Origin of the sequence: Enterococcus sp. HMSC078F03, from assembly GCF_001811595.1 — a bacterium.
Classification (GTDB): Bacteria; Bacillota; Bacilli; order Lactobacillales; family Enterococcaceae; genus Enterococcus; species Enterococcus faecalis.
In genome coordinates this window covers 1-13,698 of the sequence record NZ_KV805549.1, presented here as the reverse complement: position 1 = coordinate 13,698, position 13,698 = coordinate 1, and the positions used below count along the sequence as shown (strand labels likewise).

General features: G+C 34.0%; 16 protein-coding genes and 2 pseudogenes. 8 read left to right on the top strand and 10 right to left on the bottom strand.

The window, feature by feature from the left end:
• Nucleotides 1–349: 349 nt before the first annotated feature.
• The 6 genes from HMPREF2810_RS03895 to HMPREF2810_RS03865 all read right to left on the bottom strand — a co-directional run bounded on the left by HMPREF2810_RS03895 (nt 350) and on the right by HMPREF2810_RS03865 (nt 5,068).
• Nucleotides 350–994 carry a class II aldolase/adducin family protein gene (locus HMPREF2810_RS03895; protein ID WP_002400722.1) on the bottom strand — a complete coding sequence of 215 codons (645 nt, stop codon included), beginning with the start codon at nt 992–994 and terminating at the stop codon, nt 350–352.
• 5 nt (nt 995–999) lie between these two features.
• Nucleotides 1,000–1,947 carry a 1-phosphofructokinase family hexose kinase gene (locus HMPREF2810_RS03890; protein WP_010775702.1) on the bottom strand — a complete coding sequence of 316 codons (948 nt, stop codon included), beginning with the start codon at nt 1,945–1,947 and terminating at the stop codon, nt 1,000–1,002.
• Between the two features lie 188 nt (nt 1,948–2,135).
• On the bottom strand, nt 2,136–3,503 hold the full coding sequence (locus HMPREF2810_RS03880) for a PTS galactitol transporter subunit IIC (RefSeq protein WP_048942346.1): 1,368 nt from the start codon (nt 3,501–3,503) through the stop codon (nt 2,136–2,138).
• 15 nt (nt 3,504–3,518) lie between these two features.
• Nucleotides 3,519–3,797: a PTS sugar transporter subunit IIB gene (locus HMPREF2810_RS03875; protein ID WP_010775703.1), complete on the bottom strand. Its 279-nt coding sequence runs from the start codon at nt 3,795–3,797 to the stop codon at nt 3,519–3,521.
• Between the two features lie 21 nt (nt 3,798–3,818).
• On the bottom strand, nt 3,819–4,277 hold the full coding sequence (locus HMPREF2810_RS03870) for a PTS sugar transporter subunit IIA (RefSeq protein ID WP_002400717.1): 459 nt from the start codon (nt 4,275–4,277) through the stop codon (nt 3,819–3,821).
• Between the two features lie 41 nt (nt 4,278–4,318).
• The gene (locus HMPREF2810_RS03865; protein ID WP_002400716.1) at nt 4,319–5,068 is read right to left on the bottom strand and encodes a DeoR/GlpR family DNA-binding transcription regulator; all 750 of its coding nucleotides are present in this window, start codon (nt 5,066–5,068) and stop codon (nt 4,319–4,321) included.
• Between the two features lie 230 nt (nt 5,069–5,298).
• On the opposite strand from HMPREF2810_RS03865, the gene HMPREF2810_RS03860 reads away from it, so the two are divergent.
• A complete protein-coding gene (locus HMPREF2810_RS03860) occupies nt 5,299–5,961 on the top strand; it encodes an IS30 family transposase (protein ID WP_002400715.1) in 663 nt (220 codons plus the stop codon).
• On the opposite strand, the gene HMPREF2810_RS15985 is transcribed toward HMPREF2810_RS03860, so the two are convergent.
• The 3 genes from HMPREF2810_RS15985 to HMPREF2810_RS03850 form a co-directional block, all read right to left on the bottom strand.
• Nucleotides 5,953–6,576, bottom strand: coding sequence for a HEPN domain-containing protein (locus tag HMPREF2810_RS15985; RefSeq protein WP_256278660.1), 624 nt, complete (start codon nt 6,574–6,576; stop codon nt 5,953–5,955). The two genes, HMPREF2810_RS03860 and HMPREF2810_RS15985, sit on opposite strands and share 9 nt — an antisense overlap.
• Complete coding sequence (locus HMPREF2810_RS15980) at nt 6,560–7,288, bottom strand: ApeA N-terminal domain 1-containing protein (RefSeq protein WP_256278659.1); 729 nt, start codon at nt 7,286–7,288, stop codon at nt 6,560–6,562. Before HMPREF2810_RS15980 ends, HMPREF2810_RS15985 begins: the two co-directional genes overlap by 17 nt.
• Before the next feature lie 211 nt (nt 7,289–7,499).
• Nucleotides 7,500–8,099, bottom strand: coding sequence for a tyrosine-type recombinase/integrase (locus HMPREF2810_RS03850; protein WP_002400713.1), 600 nt, complete (start codon nt 8,097–8,099; stop codon nt 7,500–7,502).
• Between the two features lie 525 nt (nt 8,100–8,624).
• On the opposite strand from HMPREF2810_RS03850, the gene HMPREF2810_RS03845 reads away from it, so the two are divergent.
• Nucleotides 8,625–9,563, top strand: a complete 939-nt coding sequence (locus tag HMPREF2810_RS03845; protein ID WP_002383633.1) for a 2-dehydropantoate 2-reductase — start codon at nt 8,625–8,627, stop codon at nt 9,561–9,563.
• 25 nt (nt 9,564–9,588) lie between these two features.
• A complete protein-coding gene (locus HMPREF2810_RS03840; protein ID WP_002355369.1) occupies nt 9,589–10,626 on the top strand; it encodes a PTS sugar transporter subunit IIC in 1,038 nt (345 codons plus the stop codon).
• Nucleotides 10,627–11,071: 445 nt separating this feature from the next.
• Here HMPREF2810_RS03840 and HMPREF2810_RS03835 read toward each other — a convergent pair.
• A pseudogene (locus HMPREF2810_RS03835) lies at nt 11,072–12,233 on the bottom strand (IS3 family transposase).
• Nucleotides 12,234–12,303: 70 nt separating this feature from the next.
• On the opposite strand from HMPREF2810_RS03835, the pseudogene HMPREF2810_RS15685 reads away from it, so the two are divergent.
• From HMPREF2810_RS15685 to HMPREF2810_RS03815, 5 genes and pseudogenes are all read left to right on the top strand, one after another.
• Nucleotides 12,304–12,414, top strand: a pseudogene (locus HMPREF2810_RS15685) (recombinase family protein); the annotation flags it as partial.
• Nucleotides 12,404–12,718, top strand: a complete 315-nt coding sequence (locus HMPREF2810_RS03830; protein ID WP_002383634.1) for a hypothetical protein — start codon at nt 12,404–12,406, stop codon at nt 12,716–12,718. The pseudogene HMPREF2810_RS15685 and the gene HMPREF2810_RS03830, both read left to right, overlap by 11 nt.
• A complete protein-coding gene (gene uvrC, locus HMPREF2810_RS03825) occupies nt 12,712–12,936 on the top strand; it encodes an ultraviolet resistance protein UvrA repressor UvrC (protein WP_002383635.1) in 225 nt (74 codons plus the stop codon). The genes HMPREF2810_RS03830 and uvrC overlap by 7 nt, the downstream gene beginning before the upstream one ends.
• Before the next feature lie 60 nt (nt 12,937–12,996).
• A complete protein-coding gene (locus tag HMPREF2810_RS03820; RefSeq protein ID WP_002382045.1) occupies nt 12,997–13,206 on the top strand; it encodes a hypothetical protein in 210 nt (69 codons plus the stop codon).
• An 11-nt stretch (nt 13,207–13,217) separates the two neighbouring features.
• Nucleotides 13,218–13,520 (top strand): DUF6440 family protein, encoded by a 303-nt coding sequence (locus HMPREF2810_RS03815; RefSeq protein WP_002372577.1) that lies wholly within the window; start codon nt 13,218–13,220, stop codon nt 13,518–13,520.
• The last annotated feature ends 178 nt before the right edge of the window (nt 13,521–13,698 follow it).

The window sequence follows — 13,698 nt, the reverse complement described above, 5'->3', positions numbered from 1 at the left end:
AATGGACACGGAATAATTCATTCAAATCGCCTTTGTTCGCTAGAGTCTTTAGAATTTCTGTAGTAAAATCGTTCATAGGGAAGTCCTCTCTTCTGTGAATGTGTTGTGGTAACTCTATTCTACAGAAGGGACTTCCTTTTTTGTATAGTTTTATTCATTTACACAAAATATTTTACACTCTCCACAAATGTTCAACTATGAACAATTACGTATCTGTATAAATTATTCTAATACAGTATTGTATTGTTTGCTTGATAGCAAAAAAAATAATACGAACAAGAATCCTATAATCCTTGTCCGTATTAAATCCCAAGCTACTATTCTTTTTTATCCTGAAACTAGAGTCTCTTTACTCTTCTGTGTTATAATCATATTCAACAAGGTCATCTATACCTGTTATTCCTAATTGTTTAAAAATCAAATATTCTTTGGCGATGTATGCATTCCATTCGAGTCGCTCAAGCATATCATAGGTTTTCTCTAAAGTAGCTCCAACTACTAGAACACCATGTTTTCGTAACAGATAGGATTTCGGTATAGCTTGATCTTGTCTTACTTCTTTTCTAACTTTTTCAGCTAACTCAGGAGTGGTTGCTGGAGCAAATTCCAGACATTTGATTTCTCCCATTTTTTGAGTTCCTTCGCTAATATTAGGCATATCTAATCCCATACTTGCAAAAACCATTGAATTCAAAGCATGTGCATGAATTACGCAGTTAATCTTTGCATTTTCTTCATAAGCAGCCATGTGCATATTAATTTCACGTGTAATTCCACCATAACCATCAATGATATTTTTCTCTTTATCAATGACCAAAATTTGTTCTGGATTTAAATCGCAAAGATAGTTTTGAGACATTAGTGTTGGTGACATGATAAAGTGGTCATCACTTACTTTTATACTGACATTTCCTCCTGCTGCATTTGTAAATTTACGATCATACATTTTTTTGATAAATTTACACAGTTTTACTCGTTCTCCGTAGTATAGCATTATGTTTACTCACCAATCTTTCTATATTGAACTAATTTTTTTAATTCTAGAACACGTTCTTTTGAGAATCCTGTACTTAATGTTTCTTCAGCTTTAGCAGCACCAACTGCAGTTGCCAAAATTCCTATATCTTTTAAGGGTAATTTTTCCGAAAAACCGTAAACCAAACCAGAGACATACGCATCTCCACTGCCAGTATCGTTTACTGTTTTGACTCTTGGTGAATTAAATATATATTGTTCATCATTTGTTAGTAACACAGATCCTTTTTCTCCCATAGATACAGAAATACATTTCATATTGGTTAGTACTGACTTTTTCTTCTGATATACTTCAATACAATGTTCCAAAGAAAGAATTTCTTCACCTATAATTTCAGAAAATTCATAGTTATTCGGTTTGATTAAGAAGACAGCTCTTTTTAATACTTCATCTAAAAATTTTCCTGAAACATCAGCAATTAATTGAACTTTTTTTTCTTCTAACTTATCAAGTAAATAAGCGAATACTTCTACTGGTGTTTGAAGAGATGGATTTCCTGCAACTACTACCGTATCCTTAGAAGACAGTTGATTTAATTCCTGAGTGAAAAATGCATCAATAATTTGTTTGTTAATTTTAAAACCATATTCTGTAATCATGAAACTACCTTTTCCACCATCATCTGTAAGAACAATATTATTTCGCACGTCTTCTTTAGACACTGTATAGAAAGAACTTTTTGTTTGATGTTTAATTAGTAAGTTCTTTAATTCATTCCAATTATTTTCTCCGGTAATACCCGTACAGTTATTTTCTTTACCTAAGATATTCAATCCGACTGAAACATGGGTTCCTTTTCCTCCTACATCCATATATCTTTCAGCGATTCTATTATTTTTCCCTCGAGTTAATTCATCTTGAATGTGAAAAACATGATCAATTGCAGGGTTCAAAGTAATCGTATAAATCAAATAGCTCCTCTCCTTTCAATTAATAATTTTACGTGTGATTATCTCCTTTTGTTTGATAGTAAGTCAACACAGCTATCATTAAAGATAATCCCGAAAGAAATGCATTCTTTCCAAAATATCCTGCAATTAGTAGGAACATAGCTAAAAAAATGGAGCTTATATTAAAAATATTTTGTTTATTCAACATCTTATACCGCATCCATTTCTGAATCATCACTATAACGTTTTACATTTTCCTTACTACGACCAATATAGAAAATGACAAATAACGCTAACCAAGCAATTGCCAATACTATTCCCCACCAATTACCTGCCATTGCATTTGCAAAAGCAAACTTAAATTCACCATTCTCAATAGTTGCCCATGCTAGCATCGTACCTTCTTCAACATTCACTGCGCCTGTATCACGTGCTAATTGAGTAATGTATGGGGCAAAGTAAGTTCCGATATATAGAAATACTGGCGTGGTTATGATTCCATATACAAGCATTCTTAACATATTTCCCCTTCCTAGCAAATATGCAGCTACAATAATGGATAAGTTGATTAATCCTGCAAAAGGCAATACTTGGTTTCCTGGTAAAATTGCTGCAAATAATAATTCAAATGGGATTAACAAAATAGCCAGCACCCAAATTTCACTTGCTCCTGCTAAGATTGGCCAGTCCAAACCAATATACAACTCTCTTCCTTTAAATCTATTTCTCATATATTCTGATATTGCGTCTGATATAGGCGACAATGCCTGCATAAATAACTTAGAAACAAGTGGAAATAACGTTAAAGCCGCAGCCGCGTTTATTCCTAAAATCAATGCGTCTGAAATCGAATATCTACCAATTAAACCAATCGATGTACCGACAATAAAACCCATTACATGATTTTCAGAAAAAATACCGATTTTGTTTTTCAAAGCATTTACATCCATTTTTTTGTTGAAAATAGGAAATAAATCTAAAAATTTATCTACTGGATATAACAAAGCTGCAATTAATGTCATATGATGAGGTAAAGTCACACCAGGAATTCCCGTTAATTCCTGAATCTCTCTAGCCCAAATATCGCCAATTTTTAACTCAACGACTACTTGAATGGCTACAACTAGAAAAGCTAGATACAGATTTCCTGATATATAATAGACCATTACTGCACAAAATGCTTTTCCCCACACATTCCACATATCCACATTAAGTGTTTTTGTCCATTTAAATGCTAACATGATGATGTTGATAATAATTGTCACTGGAAAAGCAAGAAAAGCATATTTCCAAGCCCATGTTACCGAAGCGCCTGTCGTCCATCCACCATCAATCGCTGTTAAATTGATTCCTGTTGCTTCCGCAAAAGCTTTTGCGGCTGGTGTAATATTTCCCAACATATAATCAACAACTAAATTCATTCCAGCAAATGCTACCCCAAAAATCAATGCTGCACTGAATGCATCTTTAAATTTCATTTTTGCTACTAAACCAATTATCAACATTATGATTGGTACAAACACTGTAGCTCCCATATTTAGAATTGCCTGAAAGAAATTCGAAATTACTTCAATCATTGACAAAATCCTCCTTTATTTTTGCAACACTTCAATTAATCGATCTAATTCTTCATCCATACCCATCCCAGTTAAAAATTTAATACCATCAAATTTAGGAACACCGTAATCTTCAGATCCTGGAGTAATAGATACATAAGCATCTGCATTTTTTATAAACGTTCTAATTGATTTAATATCAACAGCTTCAACGCTAGCATCAACTTTTCTCTCATTTAATAATCTTTGAACTTTTGAAGCAACAGTTTGACTTGTTGCGACACCGCTTCCACAAGCAACAATAATTCGTTTCATTTTCATTCATCCTTTCTCAATTTAAAGATTTTGTTGTAAAAAGTGATATAACTCTTTTGGTGATTTGACTTTTCGATATTCAGAAACCTTCTCATCATTTCCAAATATTTCCATAATTGTTGATAATAATCCCACTTGATTTTTTGGATCTGTGATTCCTAAAATTAAAATCAATTCACATGGAACTAAACTATCTGTGGTTGCCATTTGTACAAATTCAATCGGATTATTTAATTGATAGGCTGCAACAAACGGTTTTTTTACATGCTGTGGATCAGTATGGGGAATAGCGATATTAATATGCCCTAGTTCTAATCCTGTAGGAAAACTCATCTCCCTTGTCATAATTGCTGATTCAAAACTATCTTCCACATACTCTAGCATTTTCAATTTTTTAGTTGCTTCTTCAAAGAATTGCTCTTTTGTAGTAAATTTAGAATTAAAAAAAATCAACTCTTGATGAATAAAATCCGCGTACATTCATTTTCACCCCCTTTCAATTTTAATTTTATTTAAAAGTTTTATTTTTGAATCACCTCCATATGTTTTCTTATTTCAGAGATAAACTTACTGGATACTTTTTTTCCAGTAATGAATAACTCAAAGTCACTAAAAGTAAATGCACGTTGTATGCCAATTCTATTTTCCTTTTTGGAATCTGCTACTACTATTTTTTGCTTAGTAGAATTTAGAATTTTACTTTTCACATCTAGTGAAAGAACATTATTTTCAGTGAATTGATCTTCTACAGAAAAACCGCTTACTCCTATAAATGCTTTGTTAGCCATTAATGTTTCAGCATCAGCCACTGCTCTTGGTCCATACATCTCTTTTGTTCGCTTATTGAGCATGCCTCCTAAACAATAGATATCAGCATTTATTAATTGACTACATTTATCAGCTATGGGCAGACTAGCAGTAATTATTCGAAGATGGATTTCTTTTGGTAATGCATCAATGAGATACATCATACTTGTACCACCGTCTAAAAAGATAATGTCTCCTTCTTCAACTAATGAAGCAGCATATTCCCCTAATCTTCGTTTTTCTGGTACATTTTCTTCTAAACGTTCATCGAAAGATATATCTGTGTCAATTGCTTTTGCACCTCCATGAACTCGGATAATCTTATGTTCTCGTTCTAATAAAGCCAAATCGCTTCTTACAGTTTGTTCTGTGACACCAAACTTTTCAGAAAGTTCTTTTGTTGTAATACGCTTCTTTTTATTTATAAAATTTACTATATCCTTCAATCGATCTAAATTTTCCATATCTCCAACCTCTACAATTTCATTTTATTTCGTTTTATTTTCGTTTAATTTTCTTTTAACTTTCGTTTAACTCATAATAATACTATTCAAACAAAAAGTCAACGCTTTCATTAAGGATTTTGTTACTTTTTTAATTCGCCGATTGTAAAATTAAGCTAGACAACTAAAAAAAGTCATTTGTGCTACACTCAAAATAGTTCCGACGAAAGAATTATAAGGAGTGAGTACAAATGACCTATAACCATCTTACACCAACTGAACTCGTAATGATAGAAGCTTATTTCAATCAATCACCATCTGTTTCAAAAGTAGCCAATCTGTTACAACGTTCTCGACAAACTATTTATAAGGTCTATCGTTTTCTTAAATCTGGTGGAAGCGCAATGAGCTACTATAAACAATATAAGAAAAACAAACGTAACTGCGGAAGACATCCGATTATGTTATCAGATGAGCAACAGGAATACATTCAAAAAAAGGTGGCTCAAGGGTGGGCTCCTGATGTCCTTATTGGTCGAGCGGAGTTTCCTATTGCTTGTTCGGTACGTACACTGTATCGAATGTTTAAAGATAAAACCTTTGACACTCACGATTTACCAATGAGTGGAAAAGAATTCTCGAATTGGAAAAAGATTAGTAATACCAACGATATTTCAATTTATTTTGCGGATCCAGGAACACCTTCTCAACGAGGATTGAATGAACATTCAAATGGCTTATTATGTAAAGATGTTTTATATAAAGCTATGGATTTTAATGGTGTATCTGAAACCTTTATCCAATCGGTGGTATCAAAAAGAAATCACATTCCAAGGAAATCATTGAATTACAAGACACCGTTAGAAGTATTCTTGAGCTATTTAGCTGATGATGATTTGTCTAACTTAATTTGACATTTGAGAAGTATTTAAAATTTTTGTTGCCATATATAGATTTTCTTTTTCAAAAATGGGTTGATATTTGCTTTTATCCTGACTGCCATGTGTTAAGAAATTTCTTGTATTCACGCACGCTCTCACAAATCTAGTTTTAGAATCGGATAGTGACTTAGATCTGTATAAGATAGTTTCCTTTAGAATAGGGTTCGGAACAACTTTTAAGCTTTCTTTTATTCTTTTCGAGAGTGTTTCTTCTCCCGTATAATTTATTCTTTCAGAAAAGTATTTTCTGACGGGCTCTTCTGCCCCTGTTACAATTTCCATGAGTTTTTTTCTCATAAACACAATTTCAGGGCCTTCTATCTTTTCTTTCTCCAAATATATTCGATGAAAAATTTCTACATTTCTACAAGCATTGAGAAACTGTGTTTCTAAAAAGGATGTAAGTTGTAAGTCTCCTACATATGTCTGTATAATAGTCTCTAAATCTGCATAAAATGCGAACCAATTATTAATATATTTTGATAAATTATCGGCTATTGTGGCATAAGGAAATAGCTCATAAGGTCTAAGCTTTCTTGATTGAACTTTAGCATTCTGCCTGACATACATCCTATATTTTTTTTCCAATAACTTTGTTACCTATATTTATCGATCCATATTCAAACTCTATAAATTTGACAGGGAGTTCAGAACCAAATAACACATAAAAAAATTGAACTACTTTATATATACATTCATATACTTCATCTAGATTCTTTCCATTATCAAAAATTAATGTATAAAAATTTTCAATACGAATACTGATATTGATATTTTCAATTGATTTTTGCTGGCTATATACATAATTTTCTTTTAGTGAGCCTTTTATTTCCTCAATTCTATATTCTCTCAACGGAATTTTTTTATGCCAAATCATATATACGTCTTTAGAATGGTCATAATCACTATTCCATATGGGAAGATTCATCCACTCATTTAATTTATAGAAACTAAATGAAACTTTTTTTATGCAACTCTCTTGGGGCTTCCCAAAAAAGTCAGGACCTATAACTATTTTTTCGCAAATTATGGTAGCGGAACCAAAAGCACCTATGTTTGAATTGATTACTCTATTATTTAATAATGTTATTCTTTCGGAATTACTAGCAATTCCATATATTACTGGGATTTCAGATAATTTATATATTGATGTATCAGTTAACTTTAGATTAATTTCATAGTTATTAGAAGCAGAGTACGTTAATACACCAGCAGAATATTCTTCAAAGTTATCCGCTAAAGACCAAATACCAGATATATCAAGATTATCGAACATAGTTGAATTTGTTGTTTTTACCATATTTAAAATACCTTCCTAAAAAAATTCTATTAAACACCTTATTGGAAACAAAAAAGATGAAAGCATGTGATAGTAATTTTCAAAACATAACTCTTTAAATCATCTAATCCAAACATTTTGAAAGTCCGATAATAATGAACAAAAGACATATAATTACATAATCATATTAAACTATGAATTTTTTCCTTCTATTATATAGGGAATTATTCTTTCATAGATCCAAACTTTTTACTGCGGTATCTTTATCTTCCTGGGTGATCCCGATATAGCGTAAAGTCTCCCGTTGCGAAGAATGGTTAAGCAGCGACTGAATGATCTCTGTTTTGGTTCCTTGCTTGTATAAAAAATAGCCAAAGGTCTTACGCATCGAATGGGGACCAATTTCTTTTAACCCAACTGCAGTTCCTGCTTCATGAATGATCCGCCAAAGGCTTTGTCGGGTCAAAGGCGTATCTGCTCCTTTTCGACTTGGAAACAAATACTTGCTGAAGTCTTGTGCTTGTAACTGCTCAGGAAATTCTGATTGAACATAATCAAGAATCACTTTTCGTAATTTGTTCGAAATGAAGACCGAATTGTGTTTCGCTGTTTTTTGTTCCTTCATGGCCAGACGTTCTTTGACAATTACCCGACCACGGGAAATTTCTAATACATCACTTAATTTCAACTGTCTTAAATCAGAGATTCGATACGCCATATTGATCCCAATCGAAAAAAGCACCAAATTTCGTTGCCCATATTTTCCGGAAGCCAAAATGGCCTTCATGGCATCGATCTTTTTTTTGTCGCGAATCGGTTCCACGCTCTTCATTTTTAGCCTCCTCTCAAATGTTACTTAATATGATTATAACAGATAATAAGTCACATTTAAACAAGCTATAGAAAAAAGGCCCTAAAAGAAAAGTGATTTTCTCTTAGAGCCTCTAAGGATGGAGCGATTTTCACGAATGTGACAGAATCCGATTGTGTCACATTGGACTTTTGATATTTTCGGTAAGATTTGATTATCTCAGAACATTAATATTGCCCCTTTAAAAAATTTTGTCAGTACTTTTAAGTTATTCTATTCTGAAAATTCAAAATTTTCAGTCTATATAATTAACTTATATTCTGTTTTACCAAATGATAAGCTTTAAAAAGTATTCAGAATTTAGTCATGTTATGGATCCAATAAAGTAGATATGGAATATTTATTTTCTCTTGTCTAATTTATAAGAACTAAATGATTTCATCATTGTTTTGACACTTTACTACTTGAAGTTTCCGAATGAAAACTCTATAATGAGAAATGTGAAAATGTTCACTTATTATAAATTAAGTTTGGAGGCTTTTATTTATGAAAATTGCAATTGCAGGGGCCGGCGCGATGGGTTCCCGGTTCGGACTGATGTTGAAACAAGGTGGTAACGATGTTTTGCTAATCGACGGCTGGCAGGAGCATATCAATGCCATCAAAGAAAACGGATTGAAGGCTAATTATAATGACGAAGAAATTACTGTTAAAGTCCCAATTGTTAATCAGAATGAGGTGCCCACTGGTGAGCAATTTGATTTGATTATCTTATTCACGAAGGCAATGCAGTTGGAAAAAATGCTGCAGGATGTTAAACCATTAATTGCTGATCACACAGAAGTTTTGTGTCTTTTAAACGGTATCGGTCATGAAGACGTAATCGAAAAATTCGTACCGATGGAAAAAATCTTTATCGGCAACACCATGTGGACTGCTGGTCTAGAAGGTCCCGGCAAGGCTAAATTATTTGGCAGCGGGTCTGTTGAATTGCAAAATCTAGGTATTGGCCAAGAAGAATCAGCGAAAAAATTGGCGGAAACTTTGTCCGCGTCTGGTTTAAATGCCAAATATTCCGACAACATTCATTATTCAATTTATCGTAAAGCTTGTGTCAATGGTACGATGAATGGCTTATGCACGATTTTAGACGTCAATATGGCGGGGCTTGGTGCAACCAAACCTGCTCATGACATGGTAGTGACTATTGTTAACGAATTTGCAGCTGTTGCTGCCAAAGAAAACGTCAACTTAGACATTCCCGAAGTAATCGAACATGTAGAAACTTGTTTTGACCCGACTACGATTGGTATGCATTTCCCATCGATGCACCAAGACTTGATAAAAAATAACCGTTTGACCGAGATTGACTACATCAACGGAGCCATTTCTCGTAAAGGTAAAAAATATGGCGTAGTAACTCCTTACTGTGATTTCTTAACGCAACTGGTTCATAGTAAAGAAGAAATTCTAGGAGCGAAATAGTAATCATTAGAAAGAGGACGAGAAAATGGAAGAAAAATTAACACCAAAAATATTTTTAAATAAAGTATTAGCGGGTACCGCAACGGGGATCATCGTAGGGTTGATTCCTAACGCGGTATTGGCAGCAATTTTGAAATTATTTGGTGAAAATACCTTAGCAGTAACGATCACACAAATGGCAGTTATTTTCCAACTAGCTACTCCACTATTGATTGGCGCTTTGATTGCGGTGCAGTTTGGCTTCAAACCAATGCAAATGTTAGTAGTTGCCGGTGCAGCTTTCGTTGGCTCCGGTGTTGTGAAATTCAATCCTGACACAGCTACTTATATCGGTGCTGGTACCGGAGACATCATCAATACCATGATTACTGCATCAATCGCTGTCGGCATGATCTTGTTGATCGGCGAAAAATTTGGGTCCGTGGCAATTGTTGCAACACCAATCGTTGTTGGTATCGGCGCTGGTCTAATCGGCTATTATTTATATCCTTACGTAACCAAGATTACTGCCGCTATCGGTGACTTAATTAATACCTTTACTACTTTGCAACCAATTTTGATGTCAATCTTGATTGCATGTTCCTTTGCTTTCTTGATTATCTCGCCGATCTCTACAGTTGCCATTGGTATGGCAATTCAATTGAACGGTGTTTCTGCTGGTGCAGCCGCTATGGGTGTTGCCGCAACAACAGTTGTCTTGGTAGTTAACTCTTGGAAAGTCAACAAACCAGGGGTTACTTTGGCCATCGCATTGGGTGCTATGAAAATGATGATGCCAAACTTGTTTAGGAAACCAATTATCTTGGTGCCATGTCTATTCACCGCTATCATCTCAGCAATTCCAGTAGCGTTATTCTCAGTCTCAGGGACTCCTGCTTCTGCTGGTTTCGGTTTGGTAGGGTTGGTAGGTCCGTTGGCTTCATTGGACGCCGGTTTGAGTATTATTCTACTATTAATCAGCTGGTTTGTTGTACCAATCGTAGCTGCTTTCGTAGGTCAAATCTTATTTGAAAAAATCTTGAAATTGTATGATCGTAAAGATGTTTTCGAATTTTTAGGATAGTCAACTAGAAAAAGTGTGAGCCTTGTGCTCACACTTTTTTGTGCAATTGAAGTTGGTGAATCTCAGCGAAAAGAGAAAGGTACCTTAAATAGTGTGTTTCTGGTCAATAGCACAATGAAATATCTAAATACATTATGAACTGCTTTTCGTTTTATGAAGAGCAGTTTGTGCTATTTGAGAAATTGCTCAATTTAATCATTAAGTAGTTTCATCAATGGTGACTATGCTACTGCAATTCTTGTTGTACCAACCGGGAGCGTCAATAATTTTGTGTAAATAACTCGTCCTTCTGCAAAATAATGCGTTACTCAGTAAACTGGAATGGCAACAGTTTTTTTGACAAATTTTATAAGGTGCAGAACTTCTTTCCGTATACTATTCCGATTGTCCTTGACAATGAGCCTCCTCGGATGTGACGATCTTCGGCAGGAGCTAACAGTGAAAGTTAGACTGCCTCGCTAGCGTTAGCACATCCGAGCTCATTATCAAGGATTCGCTGCGCCAATCTCTGGTTACGGTAACCAACCGGTGTCTCGTAGCCAAGTGTACCGTGCAACCGAAGGTGGTTCCACCAATTGACATAGTCAAATAACTCCAAATCCAATTGTTGTAAGGTTTCAAATGTGTATTGATAGACAAATTCTACTTTCAGCGACTTATAAGTTGATTCAGCTACGGCATTATCAAAAGGACAGCCTTTATGACTCAATGATCGATTGATGTCAAAAGTTGTTAATAATTCATCAATAGTTTGGTTATCAAACTCTTTTCCACGATCAGTATGAAAAATCTCAACCTCTGTCAGAGGTTGTTTGATACGGCTAAATGCTTTTTTTACTAGAACGGCATCTTTATGTTCTCCACAAGAATAGCCGAGAATTTCTCGATTGAACAGATCCAAAATGAAACAGACATAATTCCATTTTTTCCCGACTCGTACATAAGTCAAGTCTGTTACGATCGCTTCTAATGGGTTGTCTCTTAAGAATTTACGATTCAATACGTTTGTCGTTTTGGCTTCATTGCAAGTAGAATGATGTACTTTAAAATAAGCAACAGTATAGCTCGATTTTAATCCTCTATTTTTCATGATTCTACTAATTTTTCGTCGGCTGATCTGAATGCCTCGTTTTGATAAGGCTTTTTTTATTTTTCTTGAGCCGTAGGCCTTTCGGCTTCGGATAAATTCTTCAGCGACTACTTCTTCAAGTTCTGATTCGTCTTTCTTTGGTTTTGATTGATAATAATAGGACTGACGTGATAGACCTAATATTCTGCACATCGCTGATATAGGGTAAAGATGCTTATTCGCATCGATTACTTGTCTCTTCGTCCGAATATCAGCGCTGCTTGCTTTAAAATATCATTTTCCATTTCTAATTGCTGGTTTCTTTTACGTAGTTCTAACAATTCTTTTTGTTCAGGCGTAAGATTATCTTTTTCTTTGAATGAACCACTCGTTTTAGATTGCTTTACCCATTTGTCAAATGCTGAAGCCGTTAGTTCATATTCTCGAATGATTTCTACACGTGGCTTTCCAGCTAAGTAAAGATTGACGATTGTTGCTTGAATTCTTGTGAAAAAGTTCTTCGTGTTCTCTTAGACATAAAAATTCCTCCTGGTATATTTTCTTCTAGTCTACACACCTTAATTTTTCTGTCTAGTTAATTGTAGCCTATCCAAACAAACAGTATGCGGGAAGTAGAAAAGAAAACAGGAATTTCTTTATCTACACTCAAACGAATCAAGAAACAAGCAAAGGAAGAACAGTTACTTAGTGAGAAATAATTCAGGAGTGGTTAACATAGAGAATAGAGAAAAGATTATTCAGTTGTTGAAAAATCCTTTAGTAACAGGTTATGGGATTGAGATAATGTCAAACGGGCGACTTTATTCAGCAAACTTCCAAAGATATAAGAATCGAGTAAAGAAAGAAGAGAACCCGTTGATTATTTTTGAGAGCATGACAGAAAAAGTTGAGCAGGTATTTTTAGAATTAGCTGAAGAAGTCATACGAACGAACCCTAAAACAAAACAAGAATTCAAGGAAATGATTAAAGAATATTGTTATAAGGAGGATAACAAATGGTAGTTCGAAAAACATATGATCATTGGGGGATCGAAATCAGCACATGGAACAAAAGTAATATAGTTACTTTTATTGATTGTGACTGCGGGCAATTAGCTAAAAGAGAACTGGGAAAGTATAATCAGTTTAAATGTGATAGCTGCAATAAAGAATACAAATTGTATCAAGGCAACTATATACCAATTGATGAAAAAACAAATGAAGTAGCTCAAAACGATTGAAAAAGTAAAAAAGATTTTTGATTGTTTACTTTCAATAATTTAAAAAAGGTGGAGATTTTAATGAATTTTGGGTATTTAAATTTTGGAACAAAAGACGCAGTTTTAGTGATCGCAATATTTATTATTTTAATTTTGACGGTACTGTTTCGTTGGTCAGCTTTAGAATTTGTTTTTTCTTCAAGTGCAGTAGGAATTGCTTTTTTTGCTGGAAATATGAAACAAGACAAAAGGATAGCAGATAGGCAAAACAAAAAAAGTGAGAAGAAGTAAGGAGAATATTTATGCCAGTTAATAAAAATGGTTTACCTTTTTATCTCGACAGAAAATTAGATGTAATACGCTTTGGAGTTGATCCGGATAATCATGTGAAAGAACAACAACTTTTTAACTCTCCGGTTAAAACGGAGAAGCCAAATAAAAAAGAACGTTTCATTGAAAAAGAAAGTGAATCTTTAACTCAATCAAGATATAAAATTGTAGTTGATACAGTTACTGGTGTTAATTATTTAGAGAGCCCTAGAGGAGGAATCACACCTTTGCTTGATGAAACTGGGAAAGTTTGCATCGATAAAATTAGTAAGTAAATAAAACCCCACCCCCTGAAAATCTTTTTTGGGGGTTATTCTATATTCAATTATTAATGATAATTATAGTGATGAGAGAGCAATTCTAAGCCATTTTCACAAATATTGATCGGTAGTTATGCAATGAAGAGATTTCAACGTTCGCTCTTACAGGCTTAAATAGGATATATAGATGAAA

Coding starts and splice junctions, on each gene's coding strand:
- HMPREF2810_RS03895 (WP_002400722.1), bottom strand. CDS start 994: ATGCTATACTACGGAGAACGAGTAAAACTGTGTAAATTTATCAAAAAA.
- HMPREF2810_RS03880 (WP_048942346.1), bottom strand. CDS start 3,503: ATGATTGAAGTAATTTCGAATTTCTTTCAGGCAATTCTAAATATGGGA.
- HMPREF2810_RS03875 (WP_010775703.1), bottom strand. CDS start 3,797: ATGAAACGAATTATTGTTGCTTGTGGAAGCGGTGTCGCAACAAGTCAA.
- HMPREF2810_RS03870 (WP_002400717.1), bottom strand. CDS start 4,277: ATGTACGCGGATTTTATTCATCAAGAGTTGATTTTTTTTAATTCTAAA.
- HMPREF2810_RS03865 (WP_002400716.1), bottom strand. CDS start 5,068: ATGGAAAATTTAGATCGATTGAAGGATATAGTAAATTTTATAAATAAA.
- HMPREF2810_RS03860 (WP_002400715.1), top strand. CDS start 5,299: ATGACCTATAACCATCTTACACCAACTGAACTCGTAATGATAGAAGCT.
- HMPREF2810_RS15980 (WP_256278659.1), bottom strand. CDS start 7,288: ATGGTAAAAACAACAAATTCAACTATGTTCGATAATCTTGATATATCT.
- HMPREF2810_RS03850 (WP_002400713.1), bottom strand. CDS start 8,099: ATGAAGAGCGTGGAACCGATTCGCGACAAAAAAAAGATCGATGCCATG.
- HMPREF2810_RS03845 (WP_002383633.1), top strand. CDS start 8,625: ATGAAAATTGCAATTGCAGGGGCCGGCGCGATGGGTTCCCGGTTCGGA.
- HMPREF2810_RS03840 (WP_002355369.1), top strand. CDS start 9,589: ATGGAAGAAAAATTAACACCAAAAATATTTTTAAATAAAGTATTAGCG.
- uvrC (WP_002383635.1), top strand. CDS start 12,712: ATGGTAGTTCGAAAAACATATGATCATTGGGGGATCGAAATCAGCACA.
- HMPREF2810_RS03820 (WP_002382045.1), top strand. CDS start 12,997: ATGAATTTTGGGTATTTAAATTTTGGAACAAAAGACGCAGTTTTAGTG.
- HMPREF2810_RS03815 (WP_002372577.1), top strand. CDS start 13,218: ATGCCAGTTAATAAAAATGGTTTACCTTTTTATCTCGACAGAAAATTA.